The sequence below is a fragment of the Rhodococcus qingshengii JCM 15477 genome (assembly GCF_023221595.1).
In the GTDB taxonomy this organism is placed as follows: Bacteria; Actinomycetota; Actinomycetes; order Mycobacteriales; family Mycobacteriaceae; genus Rhodococcus_F; species Rhodococcus_F qingshengii.
This window is the reverse complement of sequence record NZ_CP096563.1, coordinates 2,351,306-2,369,715: the sequence shown is the minus strand read 5'-3', so window position 1 is coordinate 2,369,715 and position 18,410 is coordinate 2,351,306. Positions and strand designations below refer to the sequence as shown.

The 18,410-nt window shown below is 63.9% G+C and carries 17 protein-coding genes; 5 read left to right on the top strand and 12 right to left on the bottom strand.

Annotation, left to right across the window (positions count from 1 at the left end; all coding sequences use genetic code 11):
- Nucleotides 1-37 precede the first annotated feature (37 nt).
- Nucleotides 38-805 (top strand): 8-oxoguanine DNA glycosylase OGG fold protein, encoded by a 768-nt coding sequence (locus M0639_RS10875; protein WP_003942311.1) that lies wholly within the window; start codon nucleotides 38-40, stop codon nucleotides 803-805.
- 35 nt (nucleotides 806-840) lie between these two features.
- On the opposite strand, the gene M0639_RS10870 is transcribed toward M0639_RS10875, so the two are convergent.
- The 7 genes from M0639_RS10870 to M0639_RS10840 form a co-directional block, all read right to left on the bottom strand.
- A complete protein-coding gene (locus M0639_RS10870; RefSeq protein ID WP_007731241.1) occupies nucleotides 841-1,488 on the bottom strand; it encodes a maleylpyruvate isomerase family mycothiol-dependent enzyme in 648 nt (215 codons plus the stop codon).
- A complete protein-coding gene (locus M0639_RS10865) occupies nucleotides 1,433-2,182 on the bottom strand; it encodes a sirohydrochlorin chelatase (RefSeq protein WP_064074948.1) in 750 nt (249 codons plus the stop codon). Before M0639_RS10865 ends, M0639_RS10870 begins: the two co-directional genes overlap by 56 nt.
- Nucleotides 2,169-3,329, bottom strand: coding sequence for a uroporphyrinogen-III synthase (locus M0639_RS10860; RefSeq protein ID WP_003942336.1), 1,161 nt, complete (start codon nucleotides 3,327-3,329; stop codon nucleotides 2,169-2,171). Before M0639_RS10860 ends, M0639_RS10865 begins: the two co-directional genes overlap by 14 nt.
- Nucleotides 3,326-3,739, bottom strand: a complete 414-nt coding sequence (gene nirD, locus M0639_RS10855; RefSeq protein ID WP_003942316.1) for a nitrite reductase small subunit NirD — start codon at nucleotides 3,737-3,739, stop codon at nucleotides 3,326-3,328. Before nirD ends, M0639_RS10860 begins: the two co-directional genes overlap by 4 nt.
- 90 nt (nucleotides 3,740-3,829) lie before the next feature.
- Nucleotides 3,830-6,331 carry a nitrite reductase large subunit NirB gene (nirB, locus tag M0639_RS10850; protein ID WP_050654902.1) on the bottom strand — a complete coding sequence of 834 codons (2,502 nt, stop codon included), beginning with the start codon at nucleotides 6,329-6,331 and terminating at the stop codon, nucleotides 3,830-3,832.
- Nucleotides 6,332-6,380: 49 nt separating this feature from the next.
- Nucleotides 6,381-7,781, bottom strand: coding sequence for an MFS transporter (locus M0639_RS10845; protein WP_085989607.1), 1,401 nt, complete (start codon nucleotides 7,779-7,781; stop codon nucleotides 6,381-6,383).
- Nucleotides 7,782-7,894: 113 nt separating this feature from the next.
- Nucleotides 7,895-9,157 carry an MFS transporter gene (locus M0639_RS10840; RefSeq protein WP_064074947.1) on the bottom strand — a complete coding sequence of 421 codons (1,263 nt, stop codon included), beginning with the start codon at nucleotides 9,155-9,157 and terminating at the stop codon, nucleotides 7,895-7,897.
- Between the two features lie 93 nt (nucleotides 9,158-9,250).
- On the opposite strand from M0639_RS10840, the gene M0639_RS10835 reads away from it, so the two are divergent.
- Nucleotides 9,251-9,931: a FadR/GntR family transcriptional regulator gene (locus M0639_RS10835; protein WP_064074946.1), complete on the top strand. Its 681-nt coding sequence runs from the start codon at nucleotides 9,251-9,253 to the stop codon at nucleotides 9,929-9,931.
- On the opposite strand, the gene M0639_RS10830 is transcribed toward M0639_RS10835, so the two are convergent.
- From M0639_RS10830 to M0639_RS10820, 3 genes are read right to left on the bottom strand one after another with little or no spacing between them, the layout of a single operon-like run.
- Complete coding sequence (locus M0639_RS10830; protein ID WP_007731227.1) at nucleotides 9,928-10,782, bottom strand: TIGR02569 family protein; 855 nt, start codon at nucleotides 10,780-10,782, stop codon at nucleotides 9,928-9,930. The genes M0639_RS10835 and M0639_RS10830 overlap by 4 nt on opposite strands.
- Nucleotides 10,783-10,827: 45 nt before the next feature.
- Complete coding sequence (moeZ, locus tag M0639_RS10825) at nucleotides 10,828-12,015, bottom strand: adenylyltransferase/sulfurtransferase MoeZ (RefSeq protein WP_064074945.1); 1,188 nt, start codon at nucleotides 12,013-12,015, stop codon at nucleotides 10,828-10,830.
- Between the two features lie 47 nt (nucleotides 12,016-12,062).
- Nucleotides 12,063-13,109, bottom strand: coding sequence for a DUF3152 domain-containing protein (locus M0639_RS10820; RefSeq protein WP_007731223.1), 1,047 nt, complete (start codon nucleotides 13,107-13,109; stop codon nucleotides 12,063-12,065).
- A gap of 328 nt (nucleotides 13,110-13,437) precedes the next feature.
- On the opposite strand from M0639_RS10820, the gene fasR reads away from it, so the two are divergent.
- Complete coding sequence (fasR, locus tag M0639_RS10815) at nucleotides 13,438-14,109, top strand: HTH-type transcriptional activator FasR (protein ID WP_003942309.1); 672 nt, start codon at nucleotides 13,438-13,440, stop codon at nucleotides 14,107-14,109.
- 69 nt (nucleotides 14,110-14,178) lie between these two features.
- On the opposite strand, the gene M0639_RS10810 is transcribed toward fasR, so the two are convergent.
- Together M0639_RS10810 and M0639_RS10805 are read right to left on the bottom strand one after the other, a co-directional pair.
- Nucleotides 14,179-14,409, bottom strand: a complete 231-nt coding sequence (locus M0639_RS10810; RefSeq protein WP_003942312.1) for a DUF3107 domain-containing protein — start codon at nucleotides 14,407-14,409, stop codon at nucleotides 14,179-14,181.
- A gap of 107 nt (nucleotides 14,410-14,516) precedes the next feature.
- A complete protein-coding gene (locus M0639_RS10805) occupies nucleotides 14,517-15,212 on the bottom strand; it encodes a ferritin-like fold-containing protein (RefSeq protein WP_029255047.1) in 696 nt (231 codons plus the stop codon).
- A 377-nt stretch (nucleotides 15,213-15,589) separates the two neighbouring features.
- On the opposite strand from M0639_RS10805, the gene M0639_RS10800 reads away from it, so the two are divergent.
- Together M0639_RS10800 and M0639_RS10795 are read left to right on the top strand one after the other, a co-directional pair.
- Nucleotides 15,590-17,194 (top strand): DEAD/DEAH box helicase, encoded by a 1,605-nt coding sequence (locus M0639_RS10800; RefSeq protein ID WP_063316629.1) that lies wholly within the window; start codon nucleotides 15,590-15,592, stop codon nucleotides 17,192-17,194.
- A gap of 9 nt (nucleotides 17,195-17,203) precedes the next feature.
- Nucleotides 17,204-18,406, top strand: coding sequence for an Rv3212 family protein (locus M0639_RS10795; RefSeq protein ID WP_030534999.1), 1,203 nt, complete (start codon nucleotides 17,204-17,206; stop codon nucleotides 18,404-18,406).
- Nucleotides 18,407-18,410: the final 4 nt, after the last annotated feature.

Here is an 18,410-nt window from a genome sequence, read left to right as displayed (position 1 = left end):
ACGAATTACTGTCGGCGACTCGTGGGATCATCGCGCCATGAATCGTGTCGACGAAGGATTCGAACCGCCGGACGCATTGGTCGAGTGGTGCCGCTCCCGCACCTTTCCACTGCACGTCCTCGACGACGAAGCCACCGTCGACCTGGATTGGTGGAACGCACACCTGAAGGACGCCGGCCACACCATCAGCCTGCGCGGGCGTGATCTCGACGGCAAAGTGATCACCGAAGGTCGAGCCATCGTTCAACGCAACGACCTTCGCCCGTCGAGCGATCTCGTTGTCGCCCAGCACGACGGCCTCGGACTACTGTTTCTCTGCGCGGCCTGGCAGGGCTCGCACGAGAGCCGACGTTTCACACGGCGGTTCCCCAACGTCTTCAATCCCCATCACCGCGAGGACGAGGATCCGCTGACCCAGATCACAGCCATTCTCGATCACTGCTCGAAAAACAAGTCGATGCCCGTCGTCCGGCGCGACACCTGGTCCGGGTGGCCACTCACCCCCGGTGTCGGGGTATCGCTGATGGCCGCTTTCATGTGGGCAGTGGGCGTACAGGACGAAGGCCGACGCGCTCAGATGATCGACCAGTACGGAGTCTCGACGCTCATCCACGAGGGCTGGCTCGAGGATCCTTCCGTCACCGGCTTCACGACGCGTCGCTACCGCCGGTACTGCGAACTTCTCGACAGCTGGGCCTATGCCGCCGGCACCCAACCCGAGATCGTCGAGATGTGGTTGGTGAAAAGGTGGAGTGCGCGGTTGGCCCAAGCACGCAACGACGTGAGCGCCCCCACCCTGTTCTAACTCTCAGAACGGCTGCATCTCAGAACGGCTGCATCTCAGAACGGCCAGGCAGGGAGAGTCGGCAGCCCCACCCTCGTCGGCCTCCCAACCAACCAGGCCAAGGTCTCCGCGTCGGACAGTGACGGCACTCGTACACCCGGGACCGCCGTCTCGAGTGCGCCCAACTGACTGGCGAGAGTGAATTCCACGAACTCGGCAGGCCAGTCGTGGCAGGTGTAACCGATGTCGAGGTCCATCAGGTGAATCTCGATCTCGTTCCAGCGCAGGATCGGTAGATCGAATGCCGTCACAGGTTTGCGCCACGGCACCGGTGTGTCCAGTCGATCTGTCGGGATCTCGCACAACGCGTCGACCAGCCTCGTTCCCGAGAAGCGGTAGTCGAGGGCCAACAATTCAGCCGGGCGATCTGCGCCCTCTTCGATTGCAGCATTGCGCGCATCCGGCCCCCCTGGATACATCTCCCCCGATTCGCCGCCCTGCACGCCGGCAACAAATCTGCCCAGCGCGTCGGCGTTGCGCGACATGTGCGTCACGACGTGTCCCCGACTCCACCCGGGGAGCCCGGAGGGCTCCCGCGCCTGCTCTTCGGTCAGTGCACCGATGAGAGCCTGTGCCTTGACGTCGGATTCACGAACTGCTGCGACCAGGTCGGCATACGTCGGCGTTACGGAGTGAGACGTCATGCAGCGATACTAGTTCCCTTCGCGCACTCTCATACCGATTCACGACAAGGTCCACCACTCCCGGATCGACGCCGAGCGGTTCGGTCACACCATCGGCTCCTGCAGCGTGCAACCTTTCGTGGAACAGCCCGTGCGCGAGGAGGTACGAGGCGACAAAAACTCGCTTCGCGCCGCGAACGCGTGCTGCTGCAACAACATCGGCTACCTTCGGCTCCCCGGTCGCGATGTACCCGATGTCGACACGAGTCCCCGCCGCTTCGGCAAGCATCAGCGCAGCACGCTCGACGTCTCGCAGCGCCCGCGCATCGGACGACCCGGCGGCAGCAAGCACTGTCGCGTCACCCGGATTCCACCCCGCTTCGGTCAAGCGCCGAAGCAGCACGCGTGCAAGCGCCGGATCGGGTCCGAGTGCGGGCGTCACACTCACAGCCGAGTGCTCACTGATCGCCACTTCGCGTCGAACATCGGTGTGAACGTGGTAGCCGGACGCCAGGAACGCCGGTACGAGAATCGCTCGCCCCGGAGTGTCCCGGAGGACTTCCGAAGGTGACGGACCGAGCACATCGACAAAGGCAACGCGCGTGCGTCCGACGCCCGTGCCGACGGCGTCGGCCAGTGCGGCAACCATTTCCACGCCACGTGCACTACGCGTGCCATGAGCTACCAGGACGAGGACATCGTCATCGCGTTGCATAGTCACCGGGATTCTGTACGTAGTCGCCGGGGTCGAGGGCAAGTCGATAGCCCCGCTTGACCACCGTCTGAACGGCTTTGGGCGCGCCGAGGCACGCGCGCAATCGGGCGACGGCGGTCTCGACGGCATGGGTGTCGCCGCCGCCGCCGGGAAGAGAAGCCAGCAGTTCGTCGCGGGAGACGACTCGACCGGGGCTGGCACCGAGAGTGCGGATCAACGACATCGCAGCCGGCGGCAATTGCTTCACTTCACCGTCCACGACTACGCAACCGCCGCGAATGCTGATTTCGTGTTCGCCGGCTTGAATCTTGTTGGCTCGCTGCGGGAGTTCGTCGACGATGTGTCTCGCGAGCGCGCCCAGACGTGCCCGCGCCGGGGCTGTGGTCGGTACATTCAACGCTTCGAGCGGCGCCGAGGTGACCGGGCCGACGCACATGGCCGCCACCGGACCCCGCATCGCGTCGAGAATGTCTCCGAGATCCCCGGTCTTGTCGGCGCGCATCAACATCGAGGCTACGGCCGGTGCACTGGTGAAACTGACGGCGTCGATTCCGGCTGACGCTATGGCGTCGATCATCCGGTCGAGCAGCGTCGGATCCTCCGGCGGTTCCCATCGATAGACGGGCACCGCGATGACCTCGGCGCCGGCCTCGCGCAACACCTGACAGAAGTCGGGAATCGGCTCCCACTCGGTGGTCGCACCATGCAGTTGTACAGCGATCCGCTTTCCCGAGACACCTTCTGCCAGAAGATGTTCGAGCACCTCGGCGGAAGACTCGGATGCCGGTGACCATTCCTCACGAAGGTCGGCCGCGCGGATTGCTCCCTTGGCCTTCGGTCCTCGCGCGAGCAGACGAGCCGAGCCCAACGCGGATCCGAGATTTTCCGCCTCACCCCACCCGTCGGCTGCTTCCAGCCAACCCCGGAATCCGATCCCGGTGGTGGCGACAACCACCTCGGGAGGATCCGAGATGATCTGCTGTGTCACCCTTTCGAGCTCACGGTCGTCGGCCAACGGAATGATTCGAATCGCCGGAGCGTGAACGACATCCGCTCCCCGACGAGTCAGCAAGGTCGCGAACTCCTCGGCGCGGCGCGAAGCAGTGATACCTACCGTGAATCCAGCCAACGGCATGTCGTCACTCACGAGACTGCATCGGCGACAGTCGAGCGAACACCCTGCATCTGCAAGCTGTGTACCTGAACGACTCCAGCCCACACGCGAACGCCGTACACCGGCAGCGCAACCGACGAGTCGTCCAGCGCCCGGCCGTCGACCAGCGAGAACGCCTGCTTGAGCAGTGGCGAGACCACGATCGGCTCACCGTCCCGGTCGCCGACGAGTCCGCGAGACATCACCGCGGCGCGGCCGTACGGATCGAAGTTGCTGACAGCCCGGAGTGTGCCGTCCTCGAGTAGGAACAGCGCCACCTGCTCGCCGCCGCGAAGAAGCACGGCAACTCCGCGTCCAGGGATCAGATGGCTCAGCGGGCAGGCCGACGTCCATTCGAGTCGATCCGAATCCAGCTTGGCGATCTGCGCATCGATGACACTCATCGAAGTCCTCCTGTCGATCCGGCGACAACGTCGCGCGGGTTCTTGTCTACGTTTCTACGGATCCCGTGTTTCCCACGGGTTACGCGACTATTACCGGCGCGTGGGGATGCTCGGCATGCCCATCAGGACCGGAACCTTGCGCACTCCGGTCTCGTCGAACACAACCGTCGGGTCGGCTTCTTCCGGTGCGTTGACGAACGAGACGAACCTCGACAATTTCTCCGGATCACCCAGCACACCGGCCCATTCGTCCTGGTAACCCTCGACGTGCTTGGCCATCAGTGCCTCGAGTTCCTCGCCGATACCCAGGCTGTCTTCACAAATCACGGCCTTGAGGTGATCGAGTCCGCCTTCGAGTGATTCGACCCACGGCGCCGTGCGCTGGAGGCGATCGGCAGTACGGATGTAGAACATGAGGTAGCGGTCGATGTACTTGACCAAGGTCGCGTCGTCGAGGCCTCCGGCAAGCAACTGAGCGTGTTTGGGCGACTGTCCGCCGTTACCGCCCACATACAGATTCCAACCGTTCTCCGTCGCGATGACGCCGACGTCCTTGCCTCGCGCCTCGGCACATTCACGGGCGCAACCCGAGACGCCGAACTTGATCTTGTGCGGCGAACGCAGACCGCGGTAGCGATTCTCGAGGTCGACGGCCATACCCACCGAATCCTGGACACCGTAGCGGCACCAACTCGAACCGACGCAACTCTTGACCGTCCGGAGGGACTTGCCGTACGCCTGACCCGATTCCATCCCGGCGTCGACGAGGCGCTTCCAGATCGCGGGCAACTGTTCGACGCGGGCACCGAACAAGTCGATGCGCTGACCGCCGGTCACCTTCGTGTACAAGCCGAAGTCTCGCGCCACTTCTCCGATGACGATGAGTTGCTCACCCGTGACCTCGCCGCCCGGCATCCGAGGTACCACGGAGTACGTACCGTTCTTCTGGATGTTCGCGAGGAAGTGATCGTTGGTGTCCTGCAACGACGCCTGCTGGCGGTGCAGGATGTGATCGGAGTCCGTCGATGCCAGAATCGAAGCGACTACGGGCTTGCAGATGTCGCAACCGGCGCCCTTGCCGTACTTGGCGATCAGCGCCGAGAAGGTTCTGGTCTGCGTCGACTGGACGATCTGGAACAACTCGGCCCGCGACTGCGCGAAATGTTCGCACAGTGCCTTCGACATCACGACGCCGGAATCGGCCAGCAGCTGCTTCACGGTGGGAAGGCAACCGCCACAAGTGGTTCCGGCGCTGGTGCACGCCTTCACCGAAGCGATGTCGCATGCGCCGGCTGCGATTGCACCGCAGATGGCTCCCTTCGTCACGGCGTTGCACGAGCACACCTCGGCGTCGTCGGGCAGCGAGCCTGCACCCGGCTTCTCCCCCGCAGGCGAGATCAATGTCGCCGGGTCACCGGGTAGTTCGCGACCGACCAGCGGGCGCAGCGACGCGTAGGCCGATGCGTCACCGACAAGAATGCCGCCGAGCAGGATCTTCGCGTCGTCGGAGACCACGAGCTTTGCGTACGTCCCCTTGGACGCGTCGCTGAGGACGACTTCGAGGGCGCCCGGTGAGGTCGCCATCGCGTCACCGAAACTGGCGACGTCGACGCCCATGAGCTTGAGCTTGGTGGACATGTCCGCGCCCGGGAAATCCGCGGCGCCGCCCAGCAGACGATCGGCCACGATCTCGGCCGTCGTGTAACCGGGAGCGACCAGACCGTAGCAACGGCCTTCCACCGCAGCACATTCGCCGACGGCATAGATGTTCTCGTCCGACGTCACGCAGCCGAGGTCGGTCAGAATGCCACCGCGCTCCCCCACTGCGATGCCGGCGTCGCGGGCCAGCTGATCACGCGGACGTACTCCGGCGGAGAAGACGAGCAGCGACGCGTCGATGGTGGAGCCGTCGGAGAGTTCGACCACGATTCCATTGTCGGCCTGCGAAATTCCCGCCGTCCCGACACCGGTGTGGACAGTGAGCCCGAGTTCGGTGACGAGGCGAGCGAGCAGTGCGCCACCACCCTCGTCGACCTGCATCGGCATCAATCGCGCATTGTGTTCGACGACGTGTGCCGTCATTCCCATGAGCGAGAGAGCATTTGCGGCCTCGAGTCCAAGCAAACCTCCGCCCACCACGACGCCGACAGCGCCAGGACCAGCCTTCTCGGCGGCGGCCCGGATACCGTCGAGGTCGTCGAGGGTGCGGTAGACAAAACATCCGTCGCCCTCGTGCCCCGGCACGGGTGGCACGAACGGATACGAACCGGTCGCCATCACCAGAGCGTCGTAGGAGATCGTCTCGCCGGTTGTCGTCGTGACCGTGCGTGCATCTTTGTCGATCGAGAGCGCGCCTTCCCCCACACGGAGGTCGACCAGGCTGTCGCCGTCGTAATCGTTGCCGGCCAGTGCCAATTCCTTGGGGTCCCACGCTCCGACGTACGAGGACAGCCCGACTCGGTCGTACGCTGCGTACTGCTCGTCGCAGAGTACGGTCACCGACCAGTTGTTCGCTTCGTCGCGCGAACGCAGTGCCTCGACGAATCGGTGTCCGACCATTCCGTGTCCGATGACAACAACCGACTTGCTCATGACGCCTACTTCCTGAGGTACGAGATAGTTCTGAGATTCCGCGGACCGCTCACGCCGTGACTGCGACCTTCGCCTCGTCGACGTCTGTGGTCAGCGTCGACGGCTTGCGCAGGAAGACGAACCAGGTGACTGCGATGCAGGCGATGTAGAAGGCCAGGAACACCCAGAAGGCCATGGTCGCCGACTTCGCGGGGCTGCTGTACGACGCGCGCAGCACCAGGTTGATACCGACGCCGCCCAAACCGCCTACCGCACCGGCAAATCCGATGAGAGCGCCGGAGATACTGCGCGACCACGTTGCCTTCTCGCTTCGATCCATGTGATCGAAGCTCTGAGCCTTCGCCTCGAAGATCGCCGGGATCATCTTGTAGACGGATCCGTTTCCGATGCCCGAGAGCAGGAACAGGGCGATGAAGCCGAGAACGAATGTCACCATGATCCCGGCGCTGGCGACGCCGGCGGTGTTGTCGTCCATCGTTCCGGCCGTCACGAGTATCGATGCCGCGAATGCCATGGCGACAAACGTCCACATGGTGATCTTGCCGCCGCCGATCCGGTCGGCCAGTTTGCCGCCGAGGGGGCGAGCGATCGAACCGAGGAGAGGGCCGATGAAGGCGATCTGTGCTGCATGCAGCGCGGCCGCGGCCGGAGTGGCACCGCCGGCGAGGAAGTTGATCTGCAGAACCTGACCGAAGGCGAAGCTGAATCCGATGAAGGAACCGAACGTACCGATGTACAGGAAGCTGATCACCCACGACTCGGAGAACTTGAGTGCCTTGGCCATGGAGCGCAGGTCCGACTTCTGGTTGCCCAGGTTGTCCATGAACAGCGCGGCACCGACGGCGGCGGCCGCAATGAACACGAGATAGACGGCGCAGACGATCCACGGAGCGCGGTTACCGACGGTGGCGATCACCAGCAGACCGATCAGCTGAATCATCGGCACACCGATGTTGCCGCCGCCGGCATTGAGACCGAGCGCCCACCCCTTGAGGCGTTGCGGGTAGAAGGCATTGATGTTTGTCATCGACGACGCGAAGTTGCCGCCGCCGATACCTGCAGTGGCCGCTACCAACATGAACGTGGTGTACGACGCACCCGGGTTCATCATCAGGTAGAGCGTGAGAAGTGTTGGCACGAAGAGGAACAGCGCACTCATGACGGTCCAGTTACGACCGCCGAACCGTGCGGTGGCAACCGTGTAGGGAATGCGGAGGACCGACCCGACAAGTGTGGGCACTGCGACGAGGAAGAACTTTCCGGCCGCGTCGATGCCGTAGATATCCGTCGGCATGAACAACACCATCACGGACCAGATCGACCAGATCGAGAAGCCGACGTGTTCGGCTACCACTGACCAGATCAGGTTCCGCTTCGCGATGTCCTTGCCGCCGGATTCCCAGGCGTCGACGTCCTCTGCATCCCAATGCTCGATGTAATGACTCACCAGGGCCTCCTGAATATGTTGGAGACCCAAAGGTAGAAAACGGTTATTGCGCCGGTGCTGCGTGCGATGACCGCGAAGTCAATTGATCCTCACCCGGTAACAAGACCGGGTGTGAGCTAGTTTTTCGCAGGTGCGTGCCAGGAATCCTCGAGCATCCGAGGCTTACATGCCTGGTAGGCGCCCAGGAGCACCACGATCACAGCGACGACGAGCAGGCCGAACGGCGCAGCGTATCCACCGGACACGTCGTGGAAAACGCCGAACAGGAGCGGACCGAGGCAGGCAACGGAGTAGCCGATGCCCTGGGTGAAGCCGGACAGTGCCGAGGAACCGATGTGCGAACGAGTACGCAGGTTGATCAGCGTGAGCGACATCGGGAACGTGCTCGGACCGAGGCCCAGGACGACAACCCACACGACCGGCGCCGCCATCGGGGCAAAGTACAGCCCGCCCATGCCGACCAGGTAGCAGACGGCACACGCGATCACGACAGGGAAGGGATTGGCCATGCGGGCGCACAGCGTCGGTGCACCGAAAGCTGCGACGAGCCCGATCACCGAGAACATTCCGACCATCGTTCCGCCGAAGGCATCACTGGCTCCGGCGTCACGAAGGATCGAGGGAATCCACGTGAACATCGAATACGTGATCAGTGAGGTCATGCCGAACATGCCGGCCATCCCCCAGGCCACGGGAGAACGCCAGACCTGACCGCGTGGCTGTTCTGCCACTGCCGCAACCGAATCCGATGCATTCTCGACGGACCCGGCTTCGTTCGCGCGAGCCTTGCGCGAGCGAGCGAGGGTGATCAACCACGGCACTGCTGCGGCGAAGCCGAAGGCGGACCACCAGCCGATCGAGAACCGCCACCCGAAGGCGTCGGCAACCGGGACTGCGACAAACGCCGGAACGATGGTGCCGATCTGCACGGCCACGATGTAGACCGAACTCATGGTGGCGAGGCGATCCGAGAAGTACCGCTTGACCAACGGTGGGATCACGACATTGCCGATTCCCATGCCTGCCAGTGCCAGAGCCGAGAGGGCCAGCAACGACCATGTCTGAGACATCATGGCGCGCAACAACATTCCGACGCCGGCCATGAGCATCGCAACGAGGGCCGTTCGCTCGAGCCCGATACATTTCGCGATGGCGGGAGTGACGAGACCGAAGATGGCGAACATTGCGGTCGGAACCATGCCGAAGACACCGACGATCGAGGCGGAGAAGCCGATCTCGTCGCGAATCTCGGCCGCCAAGGGCGAGAACGAGGTCACCGCAAGTCGAAGTACGAGCGCAGACATCGCAATCGCAGCGAAGACGAGCACACGGCCTTGTATCAACGAGCGGGTTTCGGTTCTCTCCAGTTGAGCAGTCACCGGCAAATCATAGGATGACCGGACGAACTCGCACAAGCGCGGTAATCTAACGTCACATTCACACCACTTACCCGGACCCGAGGAAACAACCACGTGCAACCCGTTCGACGCGCAAGTCTCATCTCGCAGGTCACCGAACAACTCCGCAACGAGATCCGGAGCGGAACCTGGCCGATCGGTTCAAAAATCCCCACCGAACCGGAACTGTCGGAGCTGACCGGGACCGGTCGCAATACCGTGCGCGAGGCGGTCCAGGCGCTCGTACACGCCGGAATGCTGGAACGTCGTCAGGGATCGGGCACCTACGTCGTTGCCGTCTCCGACCTCGGTGGCACTCTCGGCAACTACTTTGCCGGTGCCCACCAGCGGGATGTACTCGAACTTCGGCGCGCACTCGACATCACTGCAGCCACCCTCGCCGCCGCACGGCGAACCGAAGACGACATCGCCGAACTGACGCGGCTACTCGAGCTTCGCACCGCGTCATGGGAGGGTCAGGACGTCGACGCTGCCACCACCGCGGACGTCGCCCTGCACCGAGCAATCGTCGCGGCCAGCCACAACGAGGTCTACCTGGAGTTCTACGACTCCCTGCTCCCGGTCATCGAGACCACGATCCAACAGCACATCGATGCAACCGGCGAAGGATTCCACTCGCAGCACGGAAACCTCGTCAACGCTGTCGTCGACGGGAACACCGTGGCCGCCTCGAACGCCGCACGCGAGCTGTTCGAGGGCCTGGTCTCGGACTTCGGTACCGGCGCCCCGATCTAGAGCAGCAAGCGCACGATGTCGGACGTACGGGCCAACCCCGGGAACGCGTCCGCCGTCGAGCGAGGATGCAGAACATGAACCGCCAAGCGGAACATCACCGCACGTAGAAGCATCTGCGGCCACTCGGGGAGATCTTCCCACCGGCCGACCAGTGCCTCGTCGGCACCGCCCCACGAGATCGCGTCGACCACAGCGACGGCGGCGGCCCACGCAGCCGGCCGCCAATACGGCGTGATGTCGGTGATTCCGGGCGCCATACTGCCCGAGAACAGCACTGTCCCGAACAGATCGCCGTGCACGAGCTGGTCCGGGCTCTGCACCGGCTTACGCAAAGTAGCGAGCCCGGCGATCAGTTCCAGACTCTTGCGACCGTCAGGAGTGGGCGTCTCGAGTTGCTCGACGCCCTTCGCGATCCTCAGCGGAACCGTTTCCCATGCCGCGCGATCAGCGGCGACGAATACGTCGACCTCGGCCCACGGCGGCACGGGCGGTTGCGCAAGGAAGCGCGGGCGCTCGAGCGAGGCCGTCGCCGCATGCAGTCGGCAGGACATCGAGACCACTTCGTCGTGACGTGGTTCCGGCGATCCGACGATGAAGGTGTCGGCACGCCAGCCCGAGACGACGTAACGACCGTCGGTCGAACGCACCGGTCGAGCCAGCCGAACGCCGTCGACTTCGAGGTTCTCTCGCACCTTCGCCGACCACGCTGCGCGGGCATGATCCGCGACTGCTGAAAGGACGACGTCTCCACACAGCCACCCGCCGTCCCAATCCGCACCGAGTGGGATGGGATCGACTTCACGGAGGCCGAAGGTGGAGCACACGTGCTGGGGAGGTTGGCCTGTGCTCACACCCCAACGCTACCGGTGCGCGGCGCCGCCTCCCGCGAGGCGCGCCTAGTAGACCGGCAGACTCGCATCCACCTGGTTCGCCCAGGCGATCGCGCCGCCTTGAACGTGGACCGCGTCGGAGAAACCGGCGTTCTTGAGAAATGCCAATGCCTCGGCGGAACGAATGCCGGTTTTGCAGTACAGCACTATCTGCTTGTTCTGCGGCAACGTCGCCAGAGCTTCACCGGACAGGATGCGGTCCTTCGGGATCAGCACGGCCCCCGGCAGATGCATGATGTCCCATTCAACCGGTTCTCGTACGTCGACCAGCTCGATCGACCGTCCCTCGCCGATCATGGCCTCCAGTTCGGGCGCCGTGATCGTCGAACCGACAGCAGCGGCACTCGCCTCTTCGGACACGACACCGCAGAACGCGTCGTAGTCGATCAAGGCGGTGACCGGCACGCGGGTCGGATCACGCTGAAGGCGGATCGTCCGGAACGTCATCGCAAGTGCGTCGTAGATCATCAGGCGTCCGAGAAGCGGTTCGCCGATCCCCGTGATGAGCTTGACCGCCTCGGTCGCCATGATCGAACCGACGGTCGCGGGCAGGACTCCGAGCACACCACCCTCGGCGCACGAGGGGACCATGCCTGGCGGCGGCGCCTCCGGGTAAAGATCGCGATAGTTCAGTCCCGCGCCGTCCGGGGCGTCTTCCCAGAAGACCGAGACCTGCCCTTCGAAGCGGTAGATCGAGCCCCACACGTACGGCTTTCCCGCGATGACGGCAGCATCGTTGACGAGGTACCGCGTCGCGAAGTTGTCCGTACCGTCCAGGATCAGGTCGTACTCGGAGAACAGTTCGACCGCGTTGGAGTTGTCCAGGCGGAACTCGTGCAACCGGACGTCGACGTGCTCGTTGATTTCGAGAATCGACTCCTTCGCGCTGAGCGCCTTCGGGCGTCCGACGTCGGAGCGTCCGTGAATCACCTGACGCTGCAGGTTCGACATGTCGACCTCGTCGAACTCGGCGATCCCGATGGTGCCCACTCCTGCGGCCGCGAGGTAGAGCAGTGCCGGTGAACCCAATCCACCGGCGCCGATGAACAGGACTCGTGCATTCTTGAGCCGCTTCTGACCGGTCATGCCTATGTTCGGGATGATCAGGTGCCGGCTGTATCGGGCAACTTCCTCCCGGCTCAACTGGGATGCCGGCTCCACCAGTGGTGGCAATACGACGGGTGTTGCAGACACCGCGAAACACTCCTAGTTCAAGACGAGATCAGGGATTCTCGATCCGGTCACGCTCGGGGGTACGGCCACGGATTGAAGCGGCACGTGAGTCCGTTCATCGGAACGACGCCCTCGGGATCAAGCCTAGCGATGTCGTTGTTCGCGGTTCCGAAGGTCTGCTGCATCATGATCGGTGCGAGTCCGCCTTCGGTCTCGCACGGCTGATGAGCGGCGTATCCGATGGCATGGCCGACCTCGTGATTGATCTGATACTGCCGATACGAGCCGATGTCGCCCTGGAACGAAATGGCGCCTCGCACCCATCGCGGTTCGTTGAGCAGGACTCGGTCCATGCTCGGGTTGTAGCAGGATCCTTCGAGTTCGATTTCGTATCCACAGCCTTCGCGGATCGTCATCTGTGAGGTCAAGGAGATCCGGAAGTCCGGCTCGCCGGCGTCGACGCGCCGGAACGCGACCTTGGGATCGTTGGTCCAACTCTTCGGATTGGCCAGTGTCTGGTCGACCATGCGTCCGTACGATTCGTCTCCGCCGAAGCCGGTCGTGTCGACGCCGTCCTCGATCTCGACCGTGTACGTGAACTCGCGTTCGGTTCCCTGTCCGACCTTGCCCGTCGTACCTGGTACGACGTGCCACGTTCCACCCCCCGCGACGGTGAACGGACCACCGTCGGGAAGGGCACCGGACGGTATCGACGAGGCAAAAGTTCCGTCTCCGGCCGGTGGGGCACCGATGACATCGGTTCCGTCGGTGCTGTGCGCGAGGTCGGCGGTGGCCGACGTCTTGCTCGCGGAGTCTGTGGCGTCCGGCCGTACCGCATCGACGATCACAAGAATGGTGAGCACCACGAGAACCGGAATCGCGTAGGCCCGCCAACCGTAGGTCGAGACGAAGCGCCCGAGCTTGCTCTGCTTTCGCGCTGCCCGGTCCGGTCGCGGATTACGCGGGGTTCGGCCCACTTCTCGTTTGGTCGGATCCCATTGGGCGCGCAAAGGCTGATGGGAGGAAATGCCGCGATAGTCGCGTTCGCCGTAGGCACGATCATCCGGCACCTCCGGCCGACGTTCGTCGCGAGGCGCTCCAGTTCCGCTACGCATTCGACGTTCCTCACGTTCAGGGTTCTGCGTAGTTCGTCCACGCATGCGCGGTCCCCCTGGGTCAGTCACGTCGTCCAGAATCTCACACACGGCAAGTCGCTCGCCCGGGCTGACCGAAACTTGCTGGTCCTGGCGTGTCATGGCAGCCCGTCCTGTAACGAGAAAGACCGCTGGTCTCGCTCACCGAGGCACGCGCGACTCGCCCGGGCGACACACGGTATCGTTCATTCGGCTACGACCGGTGTGACGGAGGATACTGGCGGGTACGCACACGCGACTCGCGGATCCGCGCGCCGACCGAATTACTTTTGCTCAGATTGGAAGCGACATGACAGAACTCGCGGATCGGACTGACTCCGATCGCGGTACAACGGCTGGCAAGCCTGCCGGAACACGTCGCAGCACCCGCCTCCCCCGCGATGCGCGCCGCCTCCAGCTCCTCGCAGCTGCAAGTGAGGTATTCGTTGCGAACGGGTACCACTCGGCCGGCATGGACGAGATCGCCGAATGTGCCGGTGTCAGCAAGCCAGTTCTGTACCAACATTTCCCAGGCAAACTCGAACTGTACGTCGCTGTCCTGCAGAGTTACGTCGACAGCCTCATCTCGGGTGTACGCCAGGCCCTGCGATCGACGACGGACAACAAACAGCGTGTCCGCGCCGCGGTCCAGGCGTTCTTCGACTTCGTCGACAACGACTCCCAGGGCTTCCGCCTGGTGTTCGAGTCCGACATCATGGGCGAACCTCAGGTCCAGACACGCGTCGAACAAGCCACCGAAGCCTGCGTCGACGCCGTGTTCGACCTGGTGAGTCAGGATTCCGGACTCGATCCGTACCGCGCGCGCATCCTTGCGGTCGGTCTTGTCGGTGCCAGCCAGTTCACTGCGCGGTACTGGCTCGAGGCCGCGCGGCCGATCCCGAAGGAAGAAGCCGTGGAAATCACCGTGACCCTCGCGTGGGGCGGTCTCTCACACGTGCCGCTGCAAGCCGAAACGAAGTAACCGGAACCCGAACGAGAATGGGCGGGCAGTCTCACGACTGCCCGCCCATTCTGCTGTTACAGCTACGCGTCAGACGGTAGGCGCGAATCCGACCTTGCGGATATCGGACGGACCGATCTCCACGTACGCCACACGAGAAGCCTGCACCAGGAACTTGCGGCCCTTGTCGTCGACGAGAGCCAGAACCGGCTCGCGGCCACCGAGGACAGCCGCGACCAGTGTCTCGACCTCGTCAGGGGTCTGTTCGCTGTTGACGATGAGCTCACGCGGGCTGTCGATTACACCGATCTTGACCTCCACGGTCAACCTCCGAACTGTTCGTGAATTACATCCGTTGTCGACGCAAGGCTAATGCAGCAACGACCGCCCACGCTCCTCTGCACGCTGTGCCCAGAGCGAACAGGCACCTAGACGAGTCCGAGAATCGCCATCCGCTCGGCATGCTTTGCCTGCATGCCGTCGAACAACGCGACAACTCCGTTGAGGTCGCCGGAGGCGGAGATCACCAGATCGGTGAGATCTTCACGCTGCGCCAGCACGAACTGTGCCTGCGTGATTGCTTCGCCCAGAAGACGGCGTCCCCACAGCATCAACCGGTCCTTGGCGCGAGTACTGGCCTCCACTGCTGCCTTCACCTCGAGCACCACGAACTCCGAGTGGCCCGTCTGGGACAGCACGTCCTCGACGATTTCCGCGACATCCGCCGGGAGGGAGTGCCCGATCTCGCGATAGAAGTCGGCAGCGATTCCGTCGCCGACGTACGCCTTCACGAGCGATTCCAGCCACGTCGACGGTGTCGTCGACGCGTGGTAGTTGTCGAGAGCTCGAACGAACGGGTCCATGACGGCGAAGATCTCGTGGCCACGTTCCGTCAACGCCGTTTCCAGAGTCTCGAAGTGGTCCATCTCGGCGGCGGCCATGCTGGCGAACGCCACCTTGCCTCGCAGGTCCGGTGCCATTTGTGCGTCCTCCGCCAAACGGTAGAACGCCGAAATCTCGCCATACGCGAGAACGGCAAACAAATCGATCACGCCAGGGTGATCGGAAGCGACTCGGCCTCCGGTTCCAGCGTCCGTCGAAGCATCAAGATCGTGTGCGCCCATGACTACGAACTGTAGTGCTTCGACGGCCGACGCGACCGGCAAGGACCGCATGTCCGATTCGGTGATCTTCGACATGTCATCGCGAGGGACGGACAACGTGCAGCTACAATGGTCTTGGGAGTTCGCCAGTTCCCCCGGGCCAATTGGTTAGCCGGGACGGCTGTATTCACACGAACCCCACCGATAATGTGCGCGCACCTGCATCGACGGTTGTCGCCCGCTTCGCCGAGATCTCCGGACGGTTCGAATTCGTCCGAGTGGAATTCAGTGCTGAGGCGTAGGCATGACCGAAGAAAAAGAGGGCATCGACATCGGCCGACTTACGGCCTGGCCCCTTACCTTGTGCGTGCGTACCGCCACGAGGAAAGGCTAGTCCCCTGAGCAAGATCACTGTCGACCACGAAGACGAAGCAACCGAGAACACCGTTTCCGTCCAGCTCGACGACACCCATGTACCCCCGAGCTTCGCCGAACTCGGTGTCCGCGACGAAATCGTCCGCGCACTGAACGAGATCGGCATCGAGCGCACCTTCGCCATCCAGGAACTCACCCTTCCGTTGGCTCTCGCCGGTGACGACCTCATCGGTCAGGCCCGCACCGGAATGGGCAAGACCTTCGGTTTCGGCGTCCCGCTCCTGCATCGCATCGTCACCGCCGAGAACGGCACAGCTGTTCTCGACGGCACGCCCCGCGCTCTGATCATCGTTCCCACCCGCGAGCTGTGCATCCAGGTTGCCCGCGACCTCGAGAACGCCAGCAAGTACCTCCGGGTCGGCGACCGCGGTCTCCAGGTTCTGCCCATCTACGGCGGCCGTCCGTACGAGGCGCAGATCTCGGCACTCCAGAAGGGCGTCGACGTTGTCGTCGGCACCCCGGGTCGCCTGCTCGACCTCGCCAACCAGTCGCACCTGATCCTGGGCAAGGTGGGCGTTCTCGTCCTCGACGAGGCCGACGAAATGCTCGACCTGGGATTCCTCCCCGACATCGAACGCCTCATGGGCATGGTCCCCGACAAGCGTCAGACGATGCTCTTCTCCGCGACGATGCCCGGCCCGATCATCACCCTGGCTCGTACCTTCCTGACGCAGCCGACGCACATCCGCGCCGAAGAGGCCGAATCCTCCGCGGTGCACGATCGCACCAGCCAGCACATCTACCGTGCACACGCGCTCGACAAGGCCGAGATGGTCGCCCGCGTCCTGCAGGCCGAAGGCCGCGGCGCGACGATGATCTTCACCCGCACCAAGCGCACAGCCCAGAAGGTGGCCGACGATCTCGCGGAACGCGGCTTCTCCGTCGGTGCCGTCCACGGTGACCTCGGACAGATCGCCCGTGAAAAGGCGCTGAAGGGCTTCCGTAACGGCAAGGTCGACGTTCTGGTCGCCACCGACGTCGCTGCCCGCGGTATCGACATCGACGACGTCACCCACGTCATCAACTACCAGTGCCCCGAGGACGAGAAGACCTACGTCCACCGCATCGGTCGTACCGGCCGCGCCGGACGCACCGGCATCGCCGTCACGCTGGTCGACTGGGACGACATCCCTCGCTGGCAGCTCATCGACAAGGCACTGAGCCTCGGAATCCCCGACCCGGTCGAGACCTACTCCAGCTCGCCGCACCTCTACGAAGAGTTGTCCATTCCGGCCGATGCCAAGGGCACTGTTCGCAAGGCCAAGGCCGCACCTGAGAAGGCAGCAACGGACAAGGCAGCAACGGAAAAAGCAGACGCGCCGAAGTCGACCGACTCGGACGGCAACGAAGAGAAGGCCGCTCCCCGCCGCAACCGGACCCGTCGCCGCACCCGCGCCGGCGCTTCGACCGACGCCCCGACGTCCACCACCGCCGGCGCCACCACAGCTCCCCCTTCGGCACCCGCGGCAACCGCTGCCGAGAACTCGGACGAAGACGGAGCGGCCAAGCCGCGTCGCCGTCGGCGTCGTCGCCCCGCGGCTTCCGCGACAGCAGGCGCCGCAGAGTAAGCTGCCGATGTGCTGGCTCCCGAAAGGCGTACTCGCTCAGATGTGATCGGTGCGCTGGCAATCGCGCTGGCCGTAATCGTGGCGGTGACCGTTGTGTGGTTGCGCAGTGATGCGCGCGGAACCACCTCGGTCACCGCCGAATCTCCACTCCCACCTCTGTCGACGTCGGTGTTGTTACCCGACATCCTGAAGCAGACGTGGGAATCTCCCAGTGCCGACTCGACGGCACCGATCACCGTCGGAAATGCCGTCGTCACCGCCGACGGCTCCGAGGTGATCGGCCGCGATCCGGCAACGGGCGAAGAAGTATGGCGATACGCGCGCAACATTCCGCTGTGCGGCGCGATCGGTTCGTGGGATCGCGTCGTCAGCGTCTATCAGGACGATCGCGGTTGCTCTCAGGTCACGTCGCTGGTCGCCGACACCGGCGCCCGAAAGGACCAGCGCAACAGCGACGCCGATTCTGCGGTCAGCCTTTCAGCGGACGGCACCTACCTGATTTCGCGCGGCAGTGAGCGAATGGAGCTGTGGCGCTCGGACCTCGTCCGAACCCTCGAGTACGGCCGGGTCGACGCGAAGGTCAACCCCAACAAGCAACCCCGCACCGGATGCACGCTGCTCGACGCTGCGTCGAGCGCCAACCGAGTCTCGGTACTCGAGCGCTGCCCCGGTGAAGCCTCCAACAGGTTGACGGTGATGAATCCCGCACCCAAGGACGCCCAGGAACCCGAAGAGTACGGATCCGCGATTCTCCTCGACTCCGAGGGCGCCCGCCTGCTTGCCGTGGCCGGCGAAAAGACGGCCGTCTACCTCCCTGCCGCCAACGGAACCGTTTCTCGCATCACCATTTTCGACGGATCCGGCAATCCGATCGTCGACTATCCGATCGAGGGAACGGTGACCGAAGGCGCCCGCACCCACGCCGACAAGGCTTCGATCACGTGGTGGACCGGCTCGCAGACCGTCAACCTGCGCCTGAGCGATCTGGCTCCGACGTGGATCGTCAACGGAACGTCCGGACCCGGAAGCATGGTTGCCGGTCAGATGCTCATCCCCGTTCCGGGCGGCATTGCAGCCGTCAGTCCGTCGGACGGAGCGGTGCAGCGCATGATCGCAGTCGACCGCGGTGAGACGGCGACACCGATCGTGCTCGCCAGTGCGGGCGAGACGATTCTGGAACAGCGCGGCGATACCTTGTTCGCGCTGCGCTAGAAGC